The organism is Achromobacter sp. RTa, assembly GCF_000757485.1.
Classification (GTDB): domain Bacteria; phylum Pseudomonadota; class Gammaproteobacteria; order Burkholderiales; family Burkholderiaceae_B; genus Achromobacter.
On the sequence record NZ_JPYO01000013.1, the window covers coordinates 106,329 to 132,411 of the forward strand.

General features: G+C 67.2%; 25 protein-coding genes. 15 read left to right on the top strand and 10 right to left on the bottom strand.

Annotated elements, in window-relative coordinates:
* Nucleotides 1-3 precede the first annotated feature (3 nt).
* From JL37_RS05190 to def, 5 genes are all read left to right on the top strand, one after another.
* Entirely contained in the window at nt 4-732 is a 729-nt protein-coding gene (locus tag JL37_RS05190) for a 1-acyl-sn-glycerol-3-phosphate acyltransferase (protein WP_043542488.1), read from the top strand.
* On the top strand, nt 719-1,696 hold the full coding sequence (locus JL37_RS05195) for a M48 family metallopeptidase (RefSeq protein ID WP_081954979.1): 978 nt from the start codon (nt 719-721) through the stop codon (nt 1,694-1,696). Before JL37_RS05190 ends, JL37_RS05195 begins: the two co-directional genes overlap by 14 nt.
* Nucleotides 1,697-1,733: 37 nt before the next feature.
* Complete coding sequence (locus JL37_RS05200; protein ID WP_043542489.1) at nt 1,734-2,876, top strand: 2-aminoethylphosphonate--pyruvate transaminase; 1,143 nt, start codon at nt 1,734-1,736, stop codon at nt 2,874-2,876.
* An 11-nt stretch (nt 2,877-2,887) separates the two neighbouring features.
* On the top strand, nt 2,888-3,283 hold the full coding sequence (gene gloA, locus JL37_RS05205) for a lactoylglutathione lyase (RefSeq protein WP_043542490.1): 396 nt from the start codon (nt 2,888-2,890) through the stop codon (nt 3,281-3,283).
* A gap of 411 nt (nt 3,284-3,694) precedes the next feature.
* On the top strand, nt 3,695-4,228 hold the full coding sequence (gene def, locus JL37_RS05210; RefSeq protein WP_043542491.1) for a peptide deformylase: 534 nt from the start codon (nt 3,695-3,697) through the stop codon (nt 4,226-4,228).
* Here the strand turns inward: def and JL37_RS05215 are convergent.
* A complete protein-coding gene (locus tag JL37_RS05215; RefSeq protein WP_052096871.1) occupies nt 4,225-6,516 on the bottom strand; it encodes an acyl-CoA dehydrogenase in 2,292 nt (763 codons plus the stop codon). The genes def and JL37_RS05215 overlap by 4 nt on opposite strands.
* Nucleotides 6,517-6,647: 131 nt before the next feature.
* Between JL37_RS05215 and JL37_RS05220 the strand changes: the two genes are divergently transcribed.
* Nucleotides 6,648-7,877 carry a nucleoside recognition domain-containing protein gene (locus JL37_RS05220; protein WP_043542642.1) on the top strand — a complete coding sequence of 410 codons (1,230 nt, stop codon included), beginning with the start codon at nt 6,648-6,650 and terminating at the stop codon, nt 7,875-7,877.
* A 46-nt stretch (nt 7,878-7,923) separates the two neighbouring features.
* On the opposite strand, the gene pyk is transcribed toward JL37_RS05220, so the two are convergent.
* On the bottom strand, nt 7,924-9,366 hold the full coding sequence (gene pyk, locus JL37_RS05225) for a pyruvate kinase (RefSeq protein WP_043542492.1): 1,443 nt from the start codon (nt 9,364-9,366) through the stop codon (nt 7,924-7,926).
* A gap of 104 nt (nt 9,367-9,470) precedes the next feature.
* Here pyk and JL37_RS05230 point away from each other — a divergent pair, with 104 nt between their 5' ends.
* A complete protein-coding gene (locus JL37_RS05230) occupies nt 9,471-10,613 on the top strand; it encodes a glycerate kinase (RefSeq protein ID WP_043542643.1) in 1,143 nt (380 codons plus the stop codon).
* A gap of 47 nt (nt 10,614-10,660) precedes the next feature.
* Here JL37_RS05230 and rsmA read toward each other — a convergent pair whose 3' ends face one another.
* The 3 genes from rsmA to JL37_RS05245 are packed head-to-tail and all read right to left on the bottom strand — an operon-like array spanning nt 10,661 to nt 15,474.
* Nucleotides 10,661-11,452, bottom strand: a complete 792-nt coding sequence (rsmA, locus tag JL37_RS05235; protein WP_043542493.1) for a 16S rRNA (adenine(1518)-N(6)/adenine(1519)-N(6))-dimethyltransferase RsmA — start codon at nt 11,450-11,452, stop codon at nt 10,661-10,663.
* 18 nt (nt 11,453-11,470) lie between these two features.
* Nucleotides 11,471-13,081, bottom strand: a complete 1,611-nt coding sequence (locus JL37_RS05240) for a peptidylprolyl isomerase (protein ID WP_043542494.1) — start codon at nt 13,079-13,081, stop codon at nt 11,471-11,473.
* The gene (locus JL37_RS05245) at nt 13,078-15,474 is read right to left on the bottom strand and encodes an LPS-assembly protein LptD (protein WP_043542495.1); all 2,397 of its coding nucleotides are present in this window, start codon (nt 15,472-15,474) and stop codon (nt 13,078-13,080) included. Before JL37_RS05245 ends, JL37_RS05240 begins: the two co-directional genes overlap by 4 nt.
* Before the next feature lie 168 nt (nt 15,475-15,642).
* Between JL37_RS05245 and JL37_RS05250 the strand changes: the two genes are divergently transcribed.
* From JL37_RS05250 to JL37_RS05275, 6 genes are all read left to right on the top strand, one after another.
* Entirely contained in the window at nt 15,643-16,683 is a 1,041-nt protein-coding gene (locus tag JL37_RS05250; RefSeq protein ID WP_043542496.1) for an aminoglycoside phosphotransferase family protein, read from the top strand.
* Nucleotides 16,683-17,369, top strand: a complete 687-nt coding sequence (gene murU, locus JL37_RS05255; protein ID WP_043542497.1) for an N-acetylmuramate alpha-1-phosphate uridylyltransferase MurU — start codon at nt 16,683-16,685, stop codon at nt 17,367-17,369. Before JL37_RS05250 ends, murU begins: the two co-directional genes overlap by 1 nt.
* Before the next feature lie 146 nt (nt 17,370-17,515).
* Nucleotides 17,516-18,214 (top strand): DUF6776 family protein, encoded by a 699-nt coding sequence (locus tag JL37_RS05260; protein WP_043542498.1) that lies wholly within the window; start codon nt 17,516-17,518, stop codon nt 18,212-18,214.
* A gap of 120 nt (nt 18,215-18,334) precedes the next feature.
* On the top strand, nt 18,335-19,957 hold the full coding sequence (locus JL37_RS05265) for an FAD-dependent oxidoreductase (protein WP_043542499.1): 1,623 nt from the start codon (nt 18,335-18,337) through the stop codon (nt 19,955-19,957).
* Nucleotides 19,954-20,181, top strand: a complete 228-nt coding sequence (locus tag JL37_RS05270; protein WP_043542500.1) for a hypothetical protein — start codon at nt 19,954-19,956, stop codon at nt 20,179-20,181. Before JL37_RS05265 ends, JL37_RS05270 begins: the two co-directional genes overlap by 4 nt.
* A complete protein-coding gene (locus JL37_RS05275) occupies nt 20,178-20,633 on the top strand; it encodes a MarR family winged helix-turn-helix transcriptional regulator (protein WP_043542501.1) in 456 nt (151 codons plus the stop codon). Before JL37_RS05270 ends, JL37_RS05275 begins: the two co-directional genes overlap by 4 nt.
* A 4-nt stretch (nt 20,634-20,637) precedes the next feature.
* Here the strand turns inward: JL37_RS05275 and JL37_RS05280 are convergent, their stop codons facing one another.
* From JL37_RS05280 to JL37_RS05290, 3 genes are all read right to left on the bottom strand, one after another.
* Nucleotides 20,638-20,964 carry a 4a-hydroxytetrahydrobiopterin dehydratase gene (locus JL37_RS05280; protein ID WP_043542502.1) on the bottom strand — a complete coding sequence of 109 codons (327 nt, stop codon included), beginning with the start codon at nt 20,962-20,964 and terminating at the stop codon, nt 20,638-20,640.
* A 99-nt stretch (nt 20,965-21,063) separates the two neighbouring features.
* Nucleotides 21,064-21,711: an OmpA family protein gene (locus JL37_RS05285; RefSeq protein ID WP_043542503.1), complete on the bottom strand. Its 648-nt coding sequence runs from the start codon at nt 21,709-21,711 to the stop codon at nt 21,064-21,066.
* A gap of 157 nt (nt 21,712-21,868) precedes the next feature.
* Complete coding sequence (locus JL37_RS05290) at nt 21,869-22,525, bottom strand: HAD family hydrolase (protein ID WP_043542504.1); 657 nt, start codon at nt 22,523-22,525, stop codon at nt 21,869-21,871.
* A gap of 281 nt (nt 22,526-22,806) precedes the next feature.
* Between JL37_RS05290 and JL37_RS05295 the strand changes: the two genes are divergently transcribed.
* Together JL37_RS05295 and JL37_RS05300 are read left to right on the top strand one after the other, a co-directional pair.
* A complete protein-coding gene (locus tag JL37_RS05295; protein WP_052096873.1) occupies nt 22,807-23,175 on the top strand; it encodes a hypothetical protein in 369 nt (122 codons plus the stop codon).
* A gap of 89 nt (nt 23,176-23,264) precedes the next feature.
* Nucleotides 23,265-24,266: an FKBP-type peptidyl-prolyl cis-trans isomerase N-terminal domain-containing protein gene (locus tag JL37_RS05300; RefSeq protein ID WP_197064574.1), complete on the top strand. Its 1,002-nt coding sequence runs from the start codon at nt 23,265-23,267 to the stop codon at nt 24,264-24,266.
* Nucleotides 24,267-24,312: 46 nt separating this feature from the next.
* Here the strand turns inward: JL37_RS05300 and JL37_RS05305 are convergent, their stop codons facing one another.
* Together JL37_RS05305 and JL37_RS05310 are read right to left on the bottom strand one after the other, a co-directional pair.
* Complete coding sequence (locus tag JL37_RS05305; RefSeq protein WP_043542506.1) at nt 24,313-25,035, bottom strand: SDR family NAD(P)-dependent oxidoreductase; 723 nt, start codon at nt 25,033-25,035, stop codon at nt 24,313-24,315.
* 2 nt (nt 25,036-25,037) lie between these two features.
* Nucleotides 25,038-26,081 (bottom strand): histone deacetylase family protein, encoded by a 1,044-nt coding sequence (locus tag JL37_RS05310; protein ID WP_043542507.1) that lies wholly within the window; start codon nt 26,079-26,081, stop codon nt 25,038-25,040.
* Nucleotides 26,082-26,083 lie beyond the last annotated feature (2 nt).

Sequence of the window (26,083 nt, forward strand, 5' to 3'; positions counted from 1 at the left end):
CCCATGGCCTGGCTACGCTCCCTGCTGTATCTCCTGTTCCTGTCCGTCACGGTCATACCCTACGCGTTTGCCTGCATCCTGTGGGCGCCGCTGCCGCTGCATTGGCGCTACAGGCTGACTGTGGGCTGGCCGCGCCTGGCCATCTGGGGCGCGCGCGTCATCTGCGGCATCCGCTGGCAGGTCAAGGGCTGGGAAAACCTGCCCGACGGCCCTGCGGTGCTGCTGTCCAAGCATCAGTCGGCCTGGGAAACGCTGTTCTTCCCCGCCTACATGCCCCGCGAAGTCTGCTTCGTCTACAAAAAAGAACTGCACATGGTGCCGTTCTTCGGGTGGGGCCTGGCGCTGCTGCGCATGATTGCGATCGACCGATCGAAAGGGCGCGACGCCTTCGAACAGGTCGTCAAGCAAGGCCAGACCCGCCTGGACGAGGGCCGCTGGCCCCTGCTGTTCCCGGAGGGCACCCGGGTCGCGCCGGGCAAGGTCGCCCGCTACAAGATGGGCGGCGCGCTGCTGGCGTCCCGCACCGGCGCCGCCGTCATTCCCGTCGCGCACAATGCCGGCGAGTGCTGGCGGCGCAACGCCTTCGTGAAACAACCGGGCATGGTCACCCTGTCCATCGGTCCCGCGATAGAATCCAAGGGTCTCTCCCCCGAGGAACTGAACCAGAAGGTTCAGGACTGGATCGAAGGGGAAATGCGGCGTCTCAATCCTGAAAGGTATGTCCAGCCCTGATCAGCTCGAACTCCTGTTCGACGTGCAGCCAAACGGCGCGCCCGCCGGCGCGCCGCAACTGGGCGGCGCTACCGGCGCGTCCCCGCTTCAGCCTACGCCTCCCAAGCCGCTCTACCCCGACGCGCCGCCGCCCTCCGGCCCCGCTGGCGAACCGCTCCTGACACTCTCCCCCAACGCCTCGTCGCGCGTGCCGACGCCCTGCCCCGAGCCTCTGCCGCCCGGCGCTCGCTGGCGCGAAGTCCCGACCGAGCAGCAGCCGATCGGCTTCGTGCTCTTGCGCTCGCGCCGCCGCAGCATCGGTTTCGTGGTCACGGACGATGGCTTGCGCGTCACCGCCCCCAACTGGGTCACGCTGGCGCAGATCGACGACGCGGTCCGGGAAAAATCCCGCTGGATCCTGGCCAAGCTGCGCGAATGGCATGCCCGCAAGCAGCAGCTGGCCATGGCGCATACGCGCTGGCAGCCCGGCGGCGAACTGCCCTACCTGGGCAAGCGCATCGTGATCGGCGTGAGCGGCGACAGCCGCCAGGCCTATCTGTCCGGCGACGCGGAGGCTCCCCAGGACGGCGACACGCTGTGGCTGGCGCTGCCTTCCTCGGCCGACCAGGGCCGAATCCGCGATTCGGCGCAGGCCTGGCTGCAACAGCGCGCCGGCGCCTGGTTCGGCGCCCGCCTTGCCCACTTCCTGCAGATCAGCGGGCTGAAAATCCGCCGCTGGCGCCTGTCGTCGGCGGCCACGCGCTGGGGCTCCTGCACCAGCGACGGCAACATCATGCTGAACTGGCGCCTGATCCATTTCGCGCCCGCCATCATCGACTACGTCATCGCGCACGAGCTTGCCCATCTGCGCGAGATGAACCACAGTCAGGATTTCTGGCGTGAAGTGGGGCAGATCCTGCCCGGCTTCGAAGACGCGAAGAACATCCTGCGGCGTCACGACCCCGCTTCCCTGCCTCAATTCTGAGACGACTTGCTGCCTGTTCCACGAAAGGAGCTTTGAAATGTTGCTGCTGATTCCGGGCCCGGTCACGACCGACGCGCGGGTGAAGGCCGCCATGGCGCAGGACTACGCGCCCTGGGACAACGATTTCCGCCAGGCCTACCGGCAGGTCTGCGATAGCTTGCTGCGCGTGGCGCAGGCCTCGGCCGACGAGCATGCCGCGCTGGCGCTGCCCGGCTGCGGCCACTTCGCCGTCGAAGCCGCGATACGCACCTTCGTGCCGCCGGGCGGCAGGCTGCTTGCCCCTTCCACCGGCGCCTACGCCGCCCGCCTGCAGAAGCTGGCGGCCGACGCCGGCAGGATCGCCGTGCCCCTGCCCGTGGGCGCGGCCGAGCGGGTGGACCCGCAAGCCGTGGCCGCCGCGCTGGAACGCGACCCCACGCTGACGCACCTGGCCGTGGTCTATAGCGAAACCGGCAGCGGCATCTGCCACGACGTGCCCGAACTGGCGCGCGTCGCGCATGCGCAGGGCCGCCGCCTCATCGTCGATGCGGTGTCCGCCTTCGGCGCGCTGCCCCTGGATCTACGCGCCCTGCCCGCCGTGGATGCGGTGGTGCTGACGGCCAACAAATGCCTGGAAGGCCTGCCAGGCGCCGCCTTCGTCGTGGCCCGGCGCGACAGCCTGGAGGCCGCGGGTGGCAATGCCGGCAGCTGGTCGCTGGACCTGGCCGACATCTATCAGCACACCCTGCAGCCCAATGCCGGCCCGCGCTTCACGCCGCCCGCGCCCACGCTGGCCGCGCTTGCGGTCGCCCTGGAGCTGTATCATGAGGAAGGCCGCGAGGCCCGCCTGGCGCGCTACACGGCGAACATGCGCACGGTATACGAGGGCATCGGCTCACTGGGCCTGGTCCCTGACCTGCAGCCCGCCCTGCAAGGCCCCATCGTCGTCAACGTCCGGGCTCCGGACGCGCCGACCTGGAACCTGCAGCTGTTCGTCGATGCGCTGAAGCGCCGCGGCTACGTGCTCAGCAACTTCTACAACACCGAACAACCCACGTTCCGGGTCGGCTGCATCGGCGCCTTCGGCCCGGACCAGATGCGCCAGGCCGTCGACGCCATGGGCGCCGCGCTGGGCGATATCGGCATCACCCGGGAACCCGCCTCAAGCGGCGGGTTCTTCCCGCTCCCCCTCACCGCTTAAGGAAGACATCCATGCGTATGCTCCACACCATGCTGCGAGTCGGCAACCTCGACAAATCCATCGACTTCTACACCAACGTGCTCGGCATGCGCGTCTTGCGCCGCAAAGACTATCCCGACGGCAAGTTCACGCTGGCTTTCGTGGGTTACCAGGACGAGTCCGAAGGCGCCGTCATCGAGCTGACCCACAACTGGGACACGGAAAAATACGACCTGGGCTCCGGCTACGGCCACATCGCCCTGGAAGTGGACAATGCCTACGAAGCCTGTGACAAGGTCAAGGAAAAAGGCGGCAAGGTCACCCGTGAAGCCGGCCCCATGAAGCATGGCAAGACCGTCATCGCCTTCGTCGAAGACCCGGACGGCTACAAGATCGAATTCATCGAGAAGAAAGGGCGCGAAGACTGAATCCTCTGGTGTCTGACACCCGGGGAGGCTGTTTCAGGCCTGTAGCGGCGTCTCGTAGGGATGTCAGACGCTGTATCTTGCGGCCACTGGTGTCTGACACCCGGGGAGGCTGTTTCAGGCCTGTAGCGGCGTCTCGTATGGGTGTCAGACACTGTACTGCGCCCCTGGTGTCTGACACCCGGGTAGGCTGTTCCAGGCCTGAACCGGCGTCTCGTATGGGTGTCAGACACTGTATCTTGCGGCCACTGGTGTCTGACACCCGGGTAGGCTGTTTCAGGCCTGTATGGGCGTCTCGTATGGGTGTCAGACACTGTATCTTGCGCCACTGGTGTCTGACACCCGGATAGGCTGTTTCAAGCCTGTACCGGCGTCTCGTACGGGTGTCAGACACTGACACAATAAAGGTCCCTCATGATCCACCCCATCCTGAAAATGGGCGATCCGCGGCTGCTGCGCGTGGCGGCTCCCGTGGACCGCTTCGATACGCCCGAGTTGCATGCCCTGATCGACGATATGTTCGAAACGATGGCCGCCGCTCAAGGGGTCGGCCTGGCCGCGCCCCAGATCGGCATGGACCTGCAATTGGTTATCTTCGGTTTCGACCGCAACGAGCGCTACCCCGACGCGCCGCCCGTGCCGCAGACCATCCTGTGCAATCCCGTCATCACGCCGCTGTCGGACGAGATGGAAAACGGCTGGGAAGGCTGCCTGTCGGTGCCGGGCCTGCGCGGCCTGGTGCCGCGCTACCGCCGCATCCGCTACAGCGGGCGCGACCCTTACGGCCAGCTCATCGAGCGGGAAGCCGAAGGTTTCCATGCCCGCGTGGTGCAGCACGAGTGCGACCACCTGATCGGCCGGCTGTACCCCTCCCGGATCCAGGACTTCTCGAAGTTCGGCTACACCGAGATCCTGTTCCCGGACATGGATCCCAACCAGGACGACTAGGCCTCCTTGCCAGGCTCCCCTGGCAAGGAGGCCCCGCCGCGCGGCGGCGCTTCCGGCCCCGCTGCGGGCGGCGACAGGTCTTCGGGCGCGAAATCATCCACCTGCAGGACCTGCGACACGATCGTCTCGGCTTCCTCGAACGCGGCCGCCTGCGCGTCCGTGAGCGCGCCGCGCCGATACGCCTCGCGCCAGTCGCGCACGCCCGATTGATGCAGGCGTTCGCGCAGCGGCTGCACCGCATCAGCAAGCGCGAACGCGCGGGTCAGCAGGCCCACCGGATCGCTCCCTGAATGGGGATCGCCCGGATCCCGGTGCAGATCGGCGGCCAGCCGGGCATGCGTCGGCGAGGGCTTCAGCAACAGCTCGGCGCATTCGCGGGTCAGGGCGTCGCTCGGCCCCCTGGCCAGGCGCAGCGGCAGAATGGCCGCGCGCAGGCCCCAGGACAGCACGCGGCCCGGCAGGTTGCGCAGCACCTGGTCCATGCCTTTCTCGATGGCGGCGTAGCCCTGTTCCAGGCACCAATGCACCAGGGGCAGGTCATCGTGCTTGCGGCCCTCGTCCTCCCAGCGCTTCAGCACGGCGGACAGCAGGTACAGCTCGGACAGGATGTCCCCCAGCCGCGCGGAGATCATTTCGCGACGCTTCAAGGCCCCTCCCAGCTGCCCCAGCGTTGCGTCGGCGAGCAGGGCGAAGCCCGACGCGTAGCGGCTCAACCGCCGGTAATGCCCGGCCGTGGGCCCCGAGGCCGGAGCCGGCGCCAGCAGGCCTCCGGTCCAGGCGCGGCCGACGGCGCGCAGGGCGTTGATCCCCGCATGGCGCAGGTGCCGCCAGAACACGTCGTGGAAAACGGCAATGCCGCGTTCCTCGTCGGGGTTGCCCAGCGCCAGGATTTCCGGCATCAGGTAGGGATGGGCGCGGATCGCGCCCTGGCCGAAGATGATCAGGTTGCGCGTCAGGATGTTGGCGCCTTCGACCGTGATGGCGATGGGCACGGCGCGATACAGCGCGCCCAGGTAGTTGCTGGGGCCGTCGATGACGGCGCGGCCCGCATGGATGTCCATGGCGTCGTTGACCGAACTGCGCATGCGTTCGGTGGCGTGGTACTTCATGATGCCGGAGACCACCGCCGGCTTCACGTCCTGGTTCAGCGCGGCGCAGGTCAGGCGCCTGGCGGCCTCCACCAGGTAGGCATTGCCCGCCAGGCTGGCCAGGCGCTCCTGCACGCCTTCGAACTTGCCCACCGGTATGCCGAATTGCTCGCGCACGCGCGCGTACATGCCGGTGGTGTGCGCGCACATCACGGCGGCGGCGGCCGACAGCGACGGCAGCGAAATGCCCCGGCCCGCCGCCAGCGCGCTCATCAGCATCTGCCAGCCATGGCCCGCGCGCTCGGCGCCGCCGATCAGCGCATCCAGGGGCACGAACACGTCGCGCCCACGGTTGGGGCCGTTCTGGAAGACCTGCATGGCCGGAAGGTGGCGGCGGCCGATCTCCACGCCCGGCGCCTCGGTCGGCACCAGGGCGACCGAAATGCCGATGTCCTTGGGCCCTCCCAGGATGCCGTCCGGATCCGACATCTTGAAGGCCAGGCCCAGCACGGTCGCCACGGGGCCCAGCGTGATGTAGCGCTTGTGCCAGTTCAGCCGGATTCCGATCAGTTCGCGGCCGTCCACCACCTGCCGGCAGACGACGCCCGTGTCCACCATGGACGCCGCGTCCGAGCCCGCCTCGGGGCTGGTGAGGCCGAAGCACGGCACCTCGCTGCCGTCGGCCAGTCGGGGCAGCCAGTAATCGCGCTGGGCGGGCGTGCCGAACTGCATCAGCAATTCGCCCGGGCCCAGCGAGTTGGGCACCATGACCGTCACGCCCGCGGTGATGGAATAGGCCGAAATGCGCCGCACGACTTCGGAATGGGCATAGGGCGAAAACCCCAGGCCGCCATAGCGCCGCGGAATGATCATGCCGAAGAAGCGCTCGGCCTTCAGGAAAGCCCAGACCTCGGGCGGCAGGTCGCGCCGGTTCCAGGTGATGTCCCATTCGTCCAGCATGGCGCACAAACGGGCTACCGGGCCGTCGATGAAGCGCTGCTCTTCCGGCGTCAGCACGGCGGCGGGCACGTCCAGCAGCTTGCGCCAGTCGGGGTTGCCGGTGAACAGGTCGGCGTCCCACCAGGTGTCGCCGGCCTCGATGGCTTCGCGCTCGGTAGCGGACATGGCCGGCAGCGCGTTGCGCGCCCAGCGATACGCGGGTTCCGAGATGCGGCGCCGGCGCCAGGCATTGAAATCCATGAGTGTCTCTCACTGTTATCTGTTATCGCCCTGGGACCAAAGTACCAGAATTGGCAAGCCCGGGCCAAGCTGCGGCTTGCCGGGATGCGACAATGGGCGGCGCAACGAATCGCTATCCGGGCACTTTCCGCATGCTGAACAAACTCTGGCTGGGCTTCTTCCTTACCGCAGCGGCGGCCGCGCTGTACCGCTGGCTTGCCGTCGGCGACCCCGAGGTCTTCCGCCTGATGGTGGCCAGCCTGTTCGACATGGCCCGCGTGTCCGTGGAAGTGATGGTGCTGCTGTTCGGCACGCTGACCCTGTGGCTGGGCTTCCTGCGCATCGCCGAAGGCGCCGGCCTGGTGGAAAAGCTGGCGCAGATACTGGGCCCGCTGTTCGCCCGCCTGATGCCCGAGGTGCCGCGCAACCATCCCGCCATCGGCCTGATCACGCTGAACTTCGCCGCCAACGGCCTTGGGCTGGACAATGCCGCCACGCCGATCGGGCTGCGCGCCATGCGCGAACTGCAATCCCTGAATCCCACGCCCGAGACCGCCACCAACGCGCAGATCCTCTTCCTGGTGCTGAACGCCTCGTCGCTGACCCTGCTGCCGGTCACGCTGTTCATGTTCCGGGCGCAGCAGGGCGCGGCGGATCCGACGCTGGTGTTCCTGCCCATCCTGCTGGCCACCAGCGCGTCGACCCTGGCCGGCTTCCTGGCGGTGGCGGCCTGCCAGCGACTGCGCCTGGCGGACCCCGTCGTCGTGCTCTGGCTGGGCGGCGCGGCCCTGCTGATGGGAGGATTCATGGCGCTGCTGGCGGGCATGTCGGCCGCCGCCATCGCCTCTCTGTCGTCGCTGATGGGCAACCTGAGCTTGTTCGGCATCCTGATCGCATTCCTGATCGCCGGAGCCTGGAAAAAGGTGCCCGTCTACGAGGCCTTCATCGAAGGCGCCAAGGAAGGCTTCGACATCGCCAAGAGCCTGCTGCCCTACCTGGTGGCGATGCTGTGCGCCGTCGGCGTGCTGCGCGCGTCCGGCGCGCTCGACTTCCTGCTCGACGGCATCCGCTGGATGGCCCATCACGCGGGCTGGGACACGCGCTTCGTGGACGCCCTGCCCACCGCGCTGGTCAAGCCGTTCTCGGGCAGCGCCGCGCGCGCCATGATGCTGGAAACAATGACGCACTTCGGCGTGGACAGCTTCCCGGCCCTGCTCTCGGCCGTCGTCCAGGGCAGCACCGAAACCACCTTCTACGTGCTGGCGGTGTATTTCGGATCGGTGGGTATCCTGCGCGCGCGCCACGCCGTGGGCTGCGCCCTGGTCGCCGACCTGGCCGGGGTGCTGGCGGCCATCGGCGTGTGCTACTGGTTCTTCGGCTGAAGCCCGGCGCGGCGGCGGCCGGGATCGCGCCCCGGCCGCCGCCGCATCAATCGACCAACAGGATCTTCATGCCGTTGGTGCCGCCGCTGTCACGGTAGAAATCGCCCTTCGTCAGGATCACCCAGTCGCCGGTCTGCACCAGGTTGCGGCGGCGCAGTTCGTCGATGGCGGCATTGCTCAGGTCGGCGGGCTCGTAGTCCGACGGCGCGAACGGGATGGTGTAGACGCCGCGGAACATCGCCACGCGGTTCTGCGTGACGCTGTGCGGGCTGTAGCAATAGATCGGCACGCCCGAGCGGATGCGCGACATGATCAGCGGCGTATGCCCGCTTTCCGTCAGCGAAATAATGGCCTTCACGCCGGGAAAATGGTTAGCCGCGTACATCGCCGCGAGCGCGATGGTCTCGTCGCAGCGGGAGAAGGTCTCGCCCAGGCGGTGATGCGATTTCGTCGAGGTGGGATGCTTTTCGGCCCCCAGGCACACGCGCGCCATGGCCTGCACCGTTTCCACGGGATACTGCCCCGACGCGCTCTCCGCCGACAGCATGACGGCATCGGTGTAGTCCAGCACCGCGTTGGCCACGTCCGATACTTCGGCCCGCGTCGGCATGGGGCTGGAAATCATGGACTCCATCATCTGCGTGGCGGTGATGACGACCTTGTTCAGGGTACGCGCATGCTGGATGATGCGTTTCTGGATGCCCACCAGTTCGGCGTCCCCCACTTCCACGCCCAGGTCGCCGCGCGCGACCATCACGCCATCGCTCGCGCGGATCAGGGCGTCCAGCGCTTCGTCGTCCGCCACCGCTTCCGCGCGTTCGATCTTGGCGATGATCCACGCCTGGCTGCCCGCCGCCGCCAGCAGCGTGCGCGCCTCGTCGATATCGCTGCCATAACGCGGGAACGACACCGCCACGTAGTCCAGCTCCATTTCGGCCGCCAGCTTGATGTCGACCCTGTCCTTGTCGGTCAGGCTGGGCGCCGACAGGCCGCCGCCGCGCCGGTTGATGCCCTTGTTGTTCGACAGAGGGCCTCCCACGGTCACGGTGGTATGGACCTCATCGCCCTCGACGCTGTCCACCACCAGCACCACGCGGCCGTCGTCGAGCAGCAGCTCGTCGCCCACGCGGCAGTCCTGCACCAGCTCGGGGTAGTCGATGCCCACGATGCTGCTCGTGCCGGCTTCCTTGGGATGCACGCGCGACAGCGTGAAGGGCTGGCCCGCCTGCAGCTGGACCTGCTTGTCAGTGAAGCGCGCAATGCGGATCTTGGGGCCTTGCAGGTCGCCCATGATGGCCACGAAACGCCCTTGCTTGGCGGCGATCTCGCGCACCAGCCGGGCGCGCGCGCGATGGTCGTCCGCGCTGCCGTGCGAGAAGTTCAGGCGGGCGACGTCCAGGCCCGCGCGGATCATCGCTTCGATGCGCTCGGGCGTCGAAGTCGAGGGTCCCAGGGTGGCGACAATTTTGGTGCGGCGCAATACGGGCATGACGATCCACTCTCGCTAAAACGACGGAAGCGTTATGGTACGCCGCCCGCGCACAGCCGGGTATCATGGGCATCCAGCCATCCCTCAACCAACCGTTCGAATCCGTGAAAATCGTCATCGCTCCCGACTCTTTCAAAGAAAGCGTTTCCGCGCCCGATGCGGCCGCGGCCATCGCGCGCGGCGTCAAGGCCGCCTTCCCCGGCGCCCATACGGTATGCATTCCGATGGCCGACGGCGGCGAAGGCACGGTCGAGGCCGTGCTGGCCGCAACCGGCGGCAAGGCGCGGCAGCTGGCGGTGAACGATGCGCTGGGCTACAAGGTCGACGCCATCTGGGGCCTGCTGGAAGACGGCACGGCGGTGATCGAAATGGCCGCGGCGGCGGGCCTGGAACTGATTCCTGCCGCCCGGCGCGACCCGATGCGCGCCAGCAGCCACGGCGTGGGCGAACTGATGCTGGCCGCCTTGAATGCGGGCGCCAAGCGCATCATCCTGGGCCTGGGCGGGTCGGCCACCAACGACGCCGGCGCCGGCATGCTGACGGCCCTGGGCGCGCGCCTGCTCGACGCGGACGGGCGCAGCCTGCCGCCTGGCGGCGGCGCGCTCGGCAAACTCGCCAGCATCGACGCCCGCGGCCTGGATCCGCGTTTGGCAGGCATCCCCATCGATATCGCTTCGGACGTGGACAACCCGCTATGCGGCCCGCAAGGCGCGTCGCATGTCTTCGGCCCGCAAAAGGGCGCCACGCCGGAACAGGTGCTGGCCCTGGATCAGATGCTGGCGAATTTCGCCGACGTGTGCGCGAAGCACCTGGGCGCGGACCACCGCCATGAGCCCGGCGCGGGCGCGGCTGGCGGGCTGGGTTTCGCGGCAAAGGCCTTCCTGAATGCCCGCTTCCGCCCCGGCGTGGAAATCGTGGCCGAGCTGGGCGGCCTGGCCGAGGCCGTCGAAGGCGCCGCGCTGGTGTTCACCGGCGAAGGCCGCATGGACGCGCAAACCCTGCGCGGCAAGACGCCCGCCGGCGTCGCGAAAATCGCGCAGCGCGCGGGCGTGCCGGTCGTGGCGCTGGCCGGCTCGCTCGGCGAAGGCTATGAAGCGCTGCATGCGGGCGGCATCAGTGCCGCCTTCAGCCTGGCGCCCGGCCCCATCACGCTGCAACAGGCCCTGGCGGACGCCGAAAAACTGCTGAGCGATCGCGCACGCGACGTCACGCAGCTCTGGCTGGCCGCGCAAAAGCGCATGCTGTAGAAATCGAAAAGCCCGCTGACGCGGGCTTTTTCCTTGCTGGGAAGGACTCAACCGGCCTGCAACACCCCAGCCTCGACCAGCGCGTCGGACAGGCGGATATACCGGTCCACCGAAATATCCTCGGCGCGCGCGGTGGGCGGGATGTCCAGGGCCTCCCAGGGCACCTGCGCAGCCCAGTCGGCCAGAACCCGGCGCAGCATCTTGCGCCGCTGCGAGAACGCGCGCGCCACCACCGTCTCGAATGCGCGCTCGCTGGCCGGGCGCAGGCGCTCTGCCGGCAAGGGCACCATGCGCACGATCGCGGACACCACCTTGGGCGGCGGATCGAAGGCCTCGGGCGGCACGTCGAAGAGCTTGTGCATGCGGTAGCGCGACTGCAGCATCACCGAAAGCCGGCTGAAGTCGCCCGAGCCCGGCTGCGCCACCATGCGGTCGATCACTTCCCGCTGCAGCATGAAATGCTGGTCGCGGATATGGTCGGCCCATGCCATCAGGTGGAACAGCAAGGGGCTGGAAATGTTGTAGGGCAGGTTGCCCACGACTCGCAGCCCGCCGCCGAACTGGGAAAAATCCACGGTCAGCGCATCCGCCTCGACCACGGTCAGGCGGCTTGCGTCGAACTGCTTGCGCAGGCGGGCGGCCAGGTCGCGGTCGATCTCGACCGCAGTCAGGTGATCCAGGCGTTCGAGCAGCGGCCGGGTCAGCGCGGACAAGCCCGGGCCGATCTCGACCACGGCATCGTCGCGAGCGGGGGCAACCGCCCGGACGATGGACTCGACGACGCTCTCGTCGGTCAGGAAGTTCTGGCCGAAGCGCTTGCGCGCCTGGTGTTGAGACATGTAAAGCCCGTAATGCGTTTAGCGGTTGTTCTGCTGGATCTTCTGCTGCTTTTCCAGGCGGTTGTCCACGTACGCCTGCGCGCGCAGCTGCTCCAGCCAGTCTTCGAATGCGGGCTGGGCGCGGCGTTCGAAGAGGGTCTGGCGGGCCTTCATGCGCGCCATGTCGTCGGACGCGTCATGCTGGCGGCGCTCTTCCACCTGGATCAGGTGCCAGCCGAAAGGCGACTGGACCGGCTGGCTGATCTCGCCCGGCTGCAAGGCGTTCATGGCGGCCTCGAACGGAGGCACGGTTTCGCCCGGGTTCAGCCACCCCAGCTCGCCGCCCTGCGGAGCCGTCGCGTCCTGCGAGTATTGGCGGGCCATGTCCTCGAACTTGGCCCCGCCGCTCACCAGCCGCTGGCGGACCTGTTCCAGGCGCTGCCGCGCCAGCTCATCGCTCATGACGGTGGAGGTCTTGATCAGGATGTGGCGCGCGCGGGTCTGCACGACTTCCACCGGCCCTTGCTGCGCCTGCTGCGGGCGCGCGGCGGGCTGCGGCGCGGGCGCCGGGGCGGGAGCCGGCGCGCGGGCCGTGCGATTGGGCGCGGGCTGCGCCGTTCCGCGGTCCATCACCTTGATGATGTGGAAGCCGTTGCCGCTCTGGATCAGGCCGCTGACCTGCCCTTTCTGCAGGCCGCTGATGGCCTTCACGAACAGATCGGGCCAACCGTCCAGCGGACGCACGCCCATGACGCCGCCCTGCAGGGCCTCAGGGCCGTCCGAAGCGGCCGCGGCCAGGCTGGCGAAATCGTCGCCGCGCTTGGCCTGCGCCAGCAGGCCTTCGGCCTTCTTGCGCAACACGGCCAGCTGATCGGGCGACGAGCCTTCGGGCACGCGCACCAGGATCTGGGCCAGGGCATAAAGCATCGGCCCCGCCGGCGCGGCAGCCTGCTCCGGCGCGGGCTCCGGCTGGGCCTGCGGCTGCGGCGCCGCGACGGGCGCGGCGCCGAACGCCGGATTGCGCCGCTGGTCCTTCAGGAAAGCATCGACCTCCGCGTCGGAAATGACGATGGTGGAGTCCACCGCGCGCTGGCGCAGGCGATCCGTGCGGATCTCGTCGCGCAGCGACTTGCGGTAGGCATCCCAGGATGTGCCGGACTTCTCGATTTCCTGGCGCAGCTGGGCCACGGTGATCTTGTTGCGACCGGCAATGGTCTGGATGGCCATGTCGATCTGCCCGTCGTCCACGCGGATGCCCAGGCGGTCCGCCTCGTGGCGCTGCACGCGTTCCATGATCAGGCGCTGCAGCACCTGGTGCTGCAGGGTCTGGTCGTCGGGCACCTGGATGCCGCGGGACTTCAATTCGCCCGCAATGCGCTGGGAGGCGTCGCGCAGCTCGCGCAGCGTGATGACGTCCTTGTCGACGACGGCGGCGATACCGTCGACGAATTGCTCGCCCTGCGGGGCAGGAGCGGCATCTTTCTGCGCGGGCGAGGCCGTCGCGCCCTTCTGCGCGGAAGCGGCCCTGGCGCCGTTGTTCGAGCCCTTGCCGTTCTGCTCCGCCGCATGCGCGGCGGGCAAGCCGGCGCACATGGCCAGCAACAACGCATTGCGGGAGAGGCGGCGCAAAGAGTGCAACCTACGCATCATTCATACCTTTCAAATGTGGTCCCGGCCGGCACGGGCGGAGTAATGCGCGAGTAGCCGGGGATACTTCTGTTCAGCAGGTTCATCGGGTCGGTTCCCAGGGAACCCAAGCCGGTCAGCTCAAGCTGCAGGAACACTGCGGAGTTGGCGTCCGTCGCCGAAACGGCATAGCGCTGGTAGACCACGCGGCCCACCCAGCAGCAATCCCCTTTGTACTCCAGGCCGGCGATGGCCTGCGTCACGCGCGGGGACTCCGTCGTGTTGGCGACCGTGCTGGAGGGACCGGAGCGCAAGGAATAGTCGATCCGGCCCACGCCGTACCAGCGCTTGCTGAACGGCCACTGGAGCGCCAGGCTGACCTGGTTCTGGCCCTGCGGCTGGTAGAAAACGCCGGGCTGCGGATCGCGCTGGTAGCGGTAGGACAGCGCCACCGTGGTCAGGCGCTGGGGCATCCAGCGCGCGCTCACCAGCCCGCGCGACCAGTTGTTGTCGTAGGGGTTGTATTGCGCCGCGATCTCGGTGGTAAGCGTGTCGGTGAGGGCCGCGCTGGCGCCCACCAGGAAATCGGAACGCACGTTCTCGCGAGGCGTCTCGCCGGGCAGCGTGACCTTCTGGTCCGCGAAATACAGCCGCTGCGCCACGGACAGCGACATGCGCTCGAAACCGGTGTTGGCGTCAAGCCAGCGCGTGGTCAGCGCGGCCGTGAGCTGGTTCGCGTTCGAGATGCGGTCCCAGCCGCCGGTGTAGATGTTTTCCTCGAAGGCCTGGGAAAAGCTGAAGTCCGCCAGCGACGTGTCGTAGACGGGCAGCTTGGACTGGTCGCGGTACGGCACGTACAGGTAGTACAGGCGCGGCTCCAGCGTCTGCGTCGAGGCCTTGCCGAACAGAGAGGTGTCGCGCTCGAAGATCAGGCCCGTGTCCAGCGACATGATCGGCACCGTGCGCGACTGCGACTGCGGATAGCCGAAAGAAGTGTTGGCGTTCGGCGTGTTCGCATTGAGGCCGAGCCAATCGCGGCCGTACCAGTTGGTCTGGTATTGCGTGTAGTTCACGCCGGCCTTCGGGACAATGAACCAACCCGGCCTTACGATCGGATAGGAGACGGTCGGATAGCTTTGGAGACGATCGCCCTGCGGCCCCTGGCGCGCGCCGCCCACCGTGGGGATGCTGAAGCGCACGGCGGTGGAGGTCCAATCGACGTCGAAGCCACCCCAGTCGTAGCGCGCCCCGCGCAGGAAGAGCTCGGGGACCTTGTCGTACGGCGGCACCAGCGGCGCGTCCGGATCCTGCAGGGTCTGGTACTTGAAGACCTGAGCGTACGCGCTCCAGTACTTGGAGCCCCAGCCCACGCGGGCGCGCTGCGGCAGATAGGTAGTGGACGCCTGGTTCAGGCCCAGCTGGGAGATATCGCGGAAGTAGTCGTCGTCCGAAACCTTGGCGACGTCCCAGTCGGCGTAGAACCCATGGGAGAACGTCTGCTGGTGGCGCCACCAGTACATCCAGCGGTCCTCGCCCGTGACGTTGTCATTGGGCAGGTAGGTGCCGTTCATGGTGCCGGCGTAGCTCCACCCCATATAGCGGAACTCGCCACCCAGCTGCAGGCCGCGCTTGGAGAAATAGCGCGGCTGTATGGTCATGTCGTAATTGGGCGCCAGGTTCAGGTAGTACGGCAGCGAAAGATCGAAGCCGCCCTGGCTGGTGGTGCCGTAGGTCGGCACCAGGAAACCCGATTTGCGTTCCTTCTTGACCGGAAAGGTCATGTAGGGCGACGCCAGGATCGGGACGTCCTTGAAGTACAGCACGCCATTGCGCGCCACGCCTTCGTTCTCGTCGAAGTCGACGTCGACGGTATTGGCCTTGATGTACCACGACGGCGTCTCGCAGGAGCAGCCGCTATAAGTCACCGTATGCAGCCGCATCTGCGACTTGCTGAAGATGTCCGCGTGTTCGGCAACCGCAAAGCCGCCCGTGGCGCCCATCCAGAAATTGGGCTTTTCGACCTCGCCCGAATACTTGTCCACATTGAACGTGGCGTTCGGCCCCGTCACCAGGGTGCCGTCGCGCATCATGCGGGCATTGCCCTGGACGTCGACTTCGCCCGTGTCCTTGCGGTAATTGATGCGGTCGCCCTTGATCACGCCGTCGATGCGGCGCACCTGCGCATTGCCGGACAGGATCAGGTCGGAATCGGGGTCGCCCTCGATCGTGTCGGCTTCCATGAAGGCGGGAATGTTGTCGTCGGGCAGGCGGTGCATCCGCAAGCCCGGCGATGTGCGCAGCACCGGCGCTTCCGTGGCCGACGAGGCGGCGGGAACGGTGCCCTGGCTGCCTTGAGCCTGGACGGCTCCGGCGGCCATGCTGACAGCAGAGAGGATCAACCACCGAACCTTGCGCACGAGTGAAAACAGCCCTTTTTGACGATGGGGAAACCCGACACCGGCACCCACGAAGGGCCAATGCTAACGGAAACGAGCCGGTATTATAGAGAAGCCGCGCCATAGGCCCAGCCCTAAGTGCTCACGACACAATTTTCTGCAATATTGCCTTACTGACACGGATCTTCCTTGAAAAACGACCACGACCCCCGCCTGGAGCAGATCCGCAACTGGCTGGCCAGCCTGCCCGCCGCCCTGAACCTCGCCGTGGACACGCTGCGTCCGGCGTCGGCCGACGCCAGTTTCCGGCGCTATTTCAGGCTCGACGCCGGCGAACGCACCCTGATCGTCATGGACGCCCCCCCGGCCCACGAAGACACCCGCCCGTTCCTGCAGGTGGGCCAGTTGCTGGCGGATGCCGGGCTGAACGTGCCCGCCGTGGTCGAAAAGGACCAGGACCAGGGCCTGCTGCTGCTCACAGACCTGGGTGAGCAGACCTATTACCAACGCATCCAGGCCGGTCTGACGGACAGCGAGCTCCAGGCCCTGTACCGCGACGCCATCGCCGCGCTGGTCCGGCTGCAGCAGGCATCCACCGCGGGCCTGGCCACCTACGACACGGCCCGGCTGGCCGACGAACTGAAGCTGTTCCCCGAGTGGTACGTGGGCAAGCACCACGGCGTCACCCTGGACGACAAGACGGCGAACGCGCTGGACAAGATCTTCGCCCTGCTCTCGGCCAGCAACGGCGGCCAGGCCCAGGTGCTGGTGCACCGCGATTTCCACTCCCCCAACCTGATGGTCTGCGACGATCCGCGGTACGGCCCCAACCCCGGAGTCATCGACTTCCAGGACGCGCTGGCCGGCCCGATCACCTACGACCTGGCTTCGCTGGTCACCGACGCGCGCACCACCTGGGAAGAACCCCAGCAGCTGGACTGGGCGATCCGGTACTGGGAAATGGCGCGCGCGGCCGGCCTGCCGGTGGACGCCGATTTCGCGGAATTCCACCGCGCCTATGAATGGATGGGACTGCAGCGCAACCTGCGCATCATGGGCGTGTTCGCGCGGCTCAACCATCGCGACGGCAAGGCGCACTACCTGGCCCATATGCCGCGCATGAACGGCTACGTCCGCCAGGTGGCCCAGCGCTATGGCGTCTTCACCCCCCTTCTGCGCCTGCTGGACAAGCTGGACAACCGCGAAGTCTCCGTCGGGTATACGTTCTGATGCGGGCCATGATACTAGCGGCGGGCCGCGGCGAGCGCATGCGCCCGCTGACTGACCGCCTGCCCAAGCCGCTGCTGCCGGTGGGCGGCAAACCTCTGATCGTCTGGCACCTGCGGCGGCTGGCGGCCGCGGGCATCCACGACATCGTCATCAACCATGCCTGGCTCGGGCACGAGATCGAACGCGCGCTGGGCGACGGCAGCGAATTCGGCGTGCGGATCCGTTATTCGGCCGAGGCGGCCGCACTGGAAACGGCGGGCGGCATCGCCCAGGCGCTGCCGCTGCTGGGCGACGCCCCTTTTCTGGTGATCAACGGCGACGTCTGGTGCGACTGGGATCCGGCCTCGGCCTTCGACCTGGCCCGGAGCCTCCCGGAAGGCGGAGCCTGGCTGCTGATGGTGGACAATCCCGTCCAGCACCCGAACGGCGACTTTCACCTGGCGGCGGACGGCCGCGTCCACGCCCAGGGCGAACCTCGTTTGACCTTTTCCGGTATCGGCGTCTACCATCCTTCGTTGTTCGCGGACGTCGTCCGAGGCACGGCGGCGCCCCTGGCGCCGTTGCTCAGGCAGGCCATGGCCCGGAACCTCGCGCGCGGCGCGCGCCATGCAGGCCGCTGGACGGATGTCGGCACGCCGCAGCGGCTGGCCGACCTGGACGCCGAGCTCGGCGGCCCGGCCCGTTGATGTCCACATATTTCACAATATCAACGTGCGCAACCAGGATTGTCCGCGCACCCAACGCCCCCGGCTAACGGGGTATTCTCTGACGTTTTGACCCGCGCCCCTGGGCGCGGTTGAGCCTACATACAGGAAGTTTTCTAGGAATGGGGATGTTCGGAAGATCACAACGGGCCGTGTTCAAGCCCTCCGTATACCAGCCGGGCCAACGCACACGGCGCATGCCGCGCTGGCTTGTCCTGTTGCTGGTGGGCATTGCCCTCGGCGCCGGCGGCGTACTCTTCCTCCAGACCAACTACGGGCCGCAACGGCTGACCGTCGAGCAATCCGAGCAACTGCACAGCGAGCTCAGCGCGGCCAACCTCGAGCGCCAGCGCCTGCAGACCCAACTCGAAGAAACCACGCAGCAGCGCGATGCCAACAAAACCGGCCACGAAAAGCTGACCAGCGACCTGGCCGAGGCCCGCAGCAAGATCGAAACCCTGAACAAGGAACTGGTGCTGTTCCAGGACGCCATGCCGGCCGACCCGCGCGGCGGCAACCTGGGCATCCGTTCGGGCACCTTCAAGCGGGCGCCGGGCCAGCTTGACTACCAGGTCCTGGTCATGCGCGAAGACCGCCAGGGCGCGCCGTTCAAGGGCACGCTCACGTTCACCATCGAAGGCACGTACTCGAATGGCCGCGCCGCCACGGTCACGCCCGAAGGCCCCGAACTGAACGTGGACCGCTACGACTACGCGATCGGCCAGTTGAAGCTGCCCGACGGCTTCACGCCCAAGGTCGTGGTGCTGCGCGTCATGGACGGCGCGCAGAAGCAGCACGCCATGCGTATCTACTACGTGCGCAACTGATAAATCCAGGCTCCCTGAAACCCGCCCTGATCCGGCGGGTTTTTTTTGCCTGCCGGAAATGGTTGCGCCCTCAACCACTTGGGAATATAGTTGCGCAAACAACCAAATTGACGAGACATCATGACGCTCCCTTCCCACGTCCCCGTCCTCATCGCCGGTGGCGGCCCAGTCGGCCTGATGCTGGCCGCCCTCCTCGCCGAATACGGCATCGCCTCGCTGACCGTGGAAGCGGACGACGACTATTGCAGCGGCAGCCGCGCCATCTGCATTTCGCGCCGGTCGCAGGAAATCATGGGCTGGGTCGGCGCGGACCGTCCCCTCACGGCCACGGGCCTGGCCTGGACGGGCGGACGCAGCTACTACCGCGACCGCGAGGTCCTGCATTTCGAGATGCCGCACGACCCGCTGCAGCGCTATGCGCCGATGGTCAACATCCAGCAGTACGCGGTGGAGGAATACGCCCACCAGGCCATGCAGCGCCATCCGGAACTGGCCGCGCTGCAATGGTCGGCCCGCGTTGCCGGCCTGCGGGCGGATGCCGACGGGGTAACGGTCGAGGTCGACAGCGAAGGCCGGCGCCAAACCGTGCGCGCCGATTGGCTGATCGCCTGCGACGGCGGCCGCAGCACCGTGCGCGAAACGATGGGCCTGAAGCTGGAAGGCATGCAGTACGAAGGACGCTACGTCATTGTCGACATCGAACAGGAATCCCTGCGCCCCGTGGAGCGCCTGGCCTGGTTCGACCCTCCGTCCAACCCCGGCTCCACCCTGTTGATGCACCGGCAGCCGGGCAATGTCTGGCGCGTGGACTACCAGATCCGGGACGATGAGGATCCCGAAGAAGCCGTCAAGCCGGAGAACGTGCTGCCCCGCGTGCAGAGCCACCTGGACATGATCGGAGAAACCGCGCCCTGGAAGCCGCTGTGGATATCCATCTACAACGCCAAGTGCCTGACGCTGGAAAGCTATCGCCACGGCCGGGTCCTGTTCGCGGGAGACGCCGGCCACCTGGTGCCGATCTTCGGCGTGCGCGGGCTGAATTCTGGGCTGGACGACGCCGGCAACCTGGCCTGGAAACTGGCTTGGGTGCTGAAGGGCCAGGCGCCCGACAGCCTGCTGGACAGCTACAGCGTGGAACGCGTCCATGCCACCCGGCAGAACCTGGCCTATGGCGCCAAGAGCACGGAGTTCATGGCCCCGCCCGACTACGGTTTCCGCCTGATGCGCGAAGCCGCGCTGCGCCTGGCGCTGGTGGACGACTCGGTCCGGCCGCTCATCAACCCGCGGCAGTCGGCGCCCATCTCGTATGACACCTCGCCGCTGAACCAGGAAGACCAGGCCCCGCGGGCGGGCGGCGCCGCGCCCGGCCAGCCCGCGCCGGAGGCGCTGCTGCAGGACGACGAAACACCGCGCCACCTCAGCGAATACTTCGGCGCCGGTTTCGTGGCGCTGGCCTTCTCGCCCGATGCCGCGCTGGCGGCCGGCCTGGAGGCATTGGCCGCGTCCACCCGGAACACGCCCCATCCGCTGCGCGTGCTGCGCGTCGGCGCCGACGGCCTGCGCGACACGCATGGGCAATTGGCCCAGCGGTTCGGCGGCGGCGCCGGCACCGTCTACCTGATGCGTCCGGACGGCTACGTGCTGGGCCGTTGGGCCGCTCCCGCGGCCGCGGCCCTGCTCGCGGCGCTGAAGCCCTATTACCCCTCGATCGAACTGTACGCCAACAAGGAAGGCCAAGCATGAACAACGACGAACTGGACCAGGCCTACACCGGCATGGCGCAGGCGCTTTCGCGCGTCGGCGAAGCGCGGGCGCCGCTCTTCCTGTCCATCCTGGGCCTGTCGCTGCTGGCCCGGCTGCCGGACGCGAAGCAAGCCGCCGCGCTGGTGGCCCAAGCCGAGGCAGCCTGCCTGGCCAACGGCCCTGTGGCAAACTGTGCCGCCGCCCCCACCGCCAGCCCGACGTGACTCAACCCGCCCTCGAACGATTCCTGACCTATCGCCTGCACGTGCTCAACAAGATCACGGACCGGGACACGAATCGCGCCTACCTGGCCGAATGCGGCATCCCCCTGGGCGAGGCGCGCTGCCTGGCGGCCATCGGCCGCTACGCGCCCTTGTCCGTCAACGACCTGGCGCGCGCGGCCAATCTGAACAAGGGCCAGGCAAGCCGCTCGGCGCAGGCGCTGGTAGACCGAGGCCTGGTCGAGAAAACCCATTCCGAGTCGGACGGGCGCGGCGTGGTACTGGCCCCGACCCAGGCCGGCATGGCGCAGTACCAGCGCATCATCGACCTGATCGCCCGACGCAACGACGAAATCTTCTCTTGCCTGAACGCGGACGAGCAGCAAGCGCTGGGCGGCCTGCTGGACCGCCTGATCGGGCACCTCCAGGCCGCCGAAGGCAACGAGGAAGACTGAGGCTTCAGGCCCCGGCCTTCGGCGCGGTCGCGCCCAGCTGCGCGGCGGCCTCGTCCATGAACTGCGCCATGCGCACATCCAGCTCGGTCACGCCGCCAGCGTCATGGGTGGTCAAGGTCACGTCCACGCGGTTGTAGACATTGGTCCATTCGGGATGGTGGTTCAGCTTTTCCGCGAACATCGCCACACGCGTCATGAAGCCGAACGCCGTGTTGAAGCTGGCGAAGCGGAAGCGCTTCTCGATGGCGTCGCGCATCGCCACCGCCTGCCAGCCGGACAGGGCGGCCACCGCGGTATCGGTGCCGATGCGGGCGGGAGGAAACATGCTCATGGCGGACTCCGGAAAAAATGCGCCCCCGCAAAAAACGGAAGACGGCCGCGCAACGCGCAAGCCGCCTCGCACACGGGGGCAAGGGCAAACGCCCCGGGCTTACTGCTTCACCGCGTAAAGATAGATCTCCACGCGCCGGTTCAGCGCGCGGCCTTCGGCGGTCGCATTGTCGCCGATCGGATCGTTCGGGCCGCGCCCTTCAACGGACAGGCGGCCGGCGGCCACGCCCTGCTTGCCCAGGTAGTCCGTCACGCTCTTGGCCCGGTTGACCGAGAGAGTCTGGTTGTGCGCCAGCGAGCCCGTGCTGTCGGTATGGCCGACCACCTTGGCCCGCAGTTCGGGATGCTGGTTGAGCGAACGCGCCACGCTGTCCAGCACGGGCAGCAAGGCGGGCTTGAGTTGCGTCTTGTCGGTGTCGAACGACACGCCGCTGGGGATATTGACCTTCAGGCTGCCGTCGGGCATTTCAACCACGTCGATCCCGAGCGAAGACGCGCCCGAATTCTGCACGTCTTCCTTGACGACCTTCCAGTTGTACCCGACCAGCCCGCCCGCCACCGCGCCAATGCCGGCGCCGATGGCCGCGCCCTTGCCGTGGCCGATCAGGGCGCCGATCCCGGCGCCGATCGCCGCTCCCGCGCCCGTGCCCACGGCGGTATTGGTCTGCTGTTGCGTGGCGCATCCCGCCAGCAAGGCCCCCGATGCCGCGACAATTGCGATACGGTTGAGTATTGTTCTTGAACGCATGGCAACCTCCACTTCCTGTCTGTATGCCGGGTCATCCCGGCCTGCTCATGCTAGCAAGCGCGACGGGGGATATCGGCAACATTTTGTACTTCCGAAAGGAAGATGTGAAAGCAGCCACAGTATGCAACCGGCGGCGTAATGCCGGCGGGAGTACCGGTCAGCCGGCATGGAATCCGGCCAGCCACGGCAGCGCCTCTTCCAGCCGGGAAGACTCCCGTTCCGGCCGCGCCGCGCCGTCCGGCAGAGACAACCCCACCCGGTTGTGCCAATACGTGCGCAGCCCCACCTTGCTGGTGCCGAACATGTCGTAGCCGGATCCCGCGATGAACGCAGCCTGCGACGGCTTCGCATCCAGACGCGCCAGGGCCAGTTCGTACGGGCGGGGATCGGGCTTGTAATAGCCCGCCTCCTCGGACGTCACCACCACGTCCCAGTCCACGCCCAGCAGGCGGGCCGCGCGGCGTCCCAGGCGGTCCGAGCAATTTGTGACCACCGCCAGCCGGCAATGCGGACGCAACGCCTGCAGCAGCTCGCGCGCGCCGTCCCAGACGGGCAACTCGTCCCAATGGGCCTCCAGCGCGGCCGGCGCCGTGGCGGGCAGGCCTACCGCGGCGGCGGCGGCTTCCACCAGCTGTTCATAGGGCTGGTAGGCCCCGCAGCCATACGTGCGGCGCAGATACTCCGCGCGCCAGGCCCGGCCGGCGGGCTCGGACCCGGCCGCGCGGTTCCAGACCGTCCAGGAATCGAGCAAGGCGGTAAGCAGATCGAACAGCACGGCGCGCGGATAGGCGGACGTAACGACAGGGCTGGGCATGCGGTGCTCTCTCTCGGAATGGCGATGGACCCACTATAAATAGTCCCGCGCCCGCCGTGATTCATCGTCCGTTTACCCATGGTTAAGCCGGGCCTTAATGCGACATGCGCAACACAAACCCGACGAGTCCGATATTCAGCGCGCGGGCATCTATGGTCTATTGCTGATCAAAACCTCGATACCCCTCGAATCGATGCGATTGCCGTCGCCGCCTCGCCGCGGCGCGATCAGCAACCGCCGATTGGGCAGGCGGTTTCGCATTCTTCCCTGGATCAGCATTCATGAAATTTCTCCCAGCCGGCGCAGCCATTCTGTCTGCCGCGTTAGTCCTGGCAGGCTGCAGCGCCCGCCCCGCCGCCCTCGTCTCCAAGAATGACGATGCCCTCGACAAGAACCAGCAGTGCTATCAGGAATTTTCCGCCCTGAGGCAATTGAATCCAGACGCCTACGAAACCTACAGGGCCCAGCTCGCCGCCATCAACGAAAACTACGATCTCTACAAATCCAACGCCTCGGCAATCGACGGCAAGGCGGCCGAAGTCATGCAGACCGAAATCGACAGGGTGCTTTCCCTGGTGTGCTTCCGCATCAACAACGCCATCTATTCCAACATGATGCAGCGTGCGCAGGGCCTGCACAGCCAGCTATGAGAAAACATATCGGCACGGCGCTGTGCTGCGCGCTCGCGTTTTCCAGCGGAAAGGCATCCGCTTCCGAAACCAGCCTGCTGGATAGGTTGGTGGAAGAAAGAATCATCGGAAGCGAATCCTCCCGGCGCGCGATCCCGCCGCCAGCGCCCGCGCCCGTGGCGCCGCAATCGGCCGGGCAGATCGGCGAGCTGACCCAGCAACTGAACGACGCGCTGGCGCAAAAATACGCGCTCGAAAATGAACTTGCCGCCTTGCAGGCAACGGCCAGCAGCCGCCCCGCCCATGACGCATCCGAAGACGGCTCCGATGCCGCCGGAATGGAAATCTCCGGCCTGAACAGTCAGGTCGCCGAACTGCTCGCGCAAAACCAGGTCCTGGCGCAGCAGCGGGAGGAACAGGAGCGTGCGCTGGCGGACCTGCGCGCGGCCAGGCAGCAGGCCGGCGAGGCAAAGGGAGCAATCCCAGGCCCGGCCAAGCGCGTCACGATCAACGGCTCGGTCCCAAAGGACGTCCGCATCAGCTACGCGCTGGGCGCCTGGTACGGAGACAGCGCGCCGCAGGAAACACGAAAGCTGCTATCCATCGGCAAGACGCTGGACCTGGCCGCGTTCGCCCAGGGGTTCAACGACAGGGTCGCCAACAACATGCAGCTGCCCCAGGACCAGATCTCCGCCGAGCTTGCCAGCGTGGACCAGCAACTGGATGCCGCCATGCTGTCCAAGAACGAAAAGCTGAGCAAGGTCCTGCTGGCGGAGGCCGCAAAAGAAAAAGGCGCCGTCAAAATGCCGGATGGCACCGTGTATCGCATCCTGAATAAGGGCAAGCCTCCCATGGCGACCGCCCAAAGCGAAATCCTCTTCGAACTGGAAGAAAAGCTGGGCTCCGGCGAAGTGCTTTCCTCCGGGGAAGGAGCCACCAGCAAGGTCACGGACCTGCCGCCGGCGTTCCAGGCGGCCGTCACCCAGCTTGGGCTGGGGGGCTCCGCGAAATTCCACGTTCCGGCGAAGCTGATTTATGGCGACTCGGGCAACACCGACATCCCGCCTGGCGCGATCTCGATCATGACGATCAAGATCGTCGGAATCAAGTAAGGCGCCACTGCTCCCCCGCGGCCCGGCGCTACCACCGCAAATGGCCTCAGAACGCCGTTTCCACGCGCCAGCTCACCGGAATTTCCGCCACGCTGGCCGTGGCGGGCAGCTCCAGCGCCATTCGGGCGATCCTGGCGACTTCCTGGGGCTGCGTCAGTTGCGATTTGATTGACTCTTCCACGCCGTCGGCCATATCGGTGGCGACGAAGCCCGGGCAGATCGCCGTGCATCGGATGCGATCCGCTTCGCCCGCATGACGGATGCCATGCGCCAGCATCAGCGCGGCGGCCTTGCTCATGGAATACAGCCCGCCCTCCGCCGCGCGCACGCGCTTGCCGGCCAGCGAGGCGATGACAAGCACCTTGCCTTCCGGCGCGGCCCGCAAGTATGGCCACGCCAGCCGCGTCAGGCGCATGGGAGACTTGACGTTGACGGCGAAGATATCATCGAAGTCTTCGTCGCTGGCCTGGATCACGGTCTTGTCGCTCAGGATGCCGGCGTTGTGCACGATGGCGTCGATGCGTCCGAAATGGCCGTGCGCGGCAGCCACCCAGGCGGCTTCACTGGCCGGGTCGCGCGCGTCGAAAGCCGCCCCATGGCAACGATCCGCCCCGTACTCCGCCAGCGCCGCCACGGGCTGGCGCGTACCCGTCGACACCCGCCAGCCATGCGCCAGGAGTTCGCGCGCGATGGCCAGCCCGATGCCTCGGCTGGCGCCGCTGATCAGCGCAACCCGGCCCGCGCCGGCCTCGCATGCGGCAGTCGTCATGCTTATTCCCCCTGGCGCTTGAGATAGCCGTCGACCAGCGAATTGACGTTGGCGCGCAGCGTATCCACCTTGTAGCCTCCTTCCTGCACGAAGAGGGTAGGCAAGCCGAGCTGGCCGATGCGATCGCCCAGCACCGCGTAGTCGGCCGTGTCGATATTCAGGTTGCCGAACGGATCGTGCCGGAACGTGTCGTAGCCGGCGGCCACCACCAGCACGCCGGGCGCGAAATCCTTGATCCGTTCGAGCGCCTGGTCGAAGTAGCCGAGATAGCCGCCGATCCCCGTGCCGCCTTCGATGGGCAGGTTGAGGTTATAGCCTTCACCGGCGCCGGTCCCAGTCTCGTCGGCATAGCCGCAGATGAATGGAAACAGGGTTTCCGGCTTGCCATGCAGCGACACCGTCAGCACGTCGTCGCGGTCATAGAAGATCTGCTGCGTGCCGTTGCCATGGTGCACGTCGATATCCAGGACGGCCACCCGGCCGAAGCGCTTGGCCAGGCGTTGCGCGGCGATGGCCGTGTTGGCGATGTGGCAACCGCCCATCGCCAGGTCGCGCATGGCGTGATGGCCGGCCGGGCGCAGCACCGCATAGGCGCTGCGTTCTCCCGCGATGATCGCATCGGCGGCCGCCACCGCGGCGTCCACGCTGCCGTTCATGTTGGCCCAGGCGCCCTCGACCAGAGGCGAACCGCCGTCGCCCAGGTATTGGCCCGCCAGCGTCACCGGAATATGCGTGCGCAAGGTCGGGAAATAGCGATTGGTCGTGATGTAGGGCCGCACTTCGAACGAGGCTTCCGGCGCCTTGGACCACTCGTCCCAAGCGGTTTCCAGGTAGTGCAGGTAGTCCGGCGCGTGCACTTCGAACAGTTCCACGGGGCGTTCGGCCGCGCGCTGGACGAACCGGCAGTCCAGGCGCAGGTCGTCCCTCAGCGCGGCAAGGACTTCGAAACTGCGTTCGGCGCGATCATGGTGCTGCTTGAGCAGCCCACGGATCATGGCATTGCCGAGCCAGGGCACGTCATGGGTCGGAGAGATGAAGGCTTTCACTG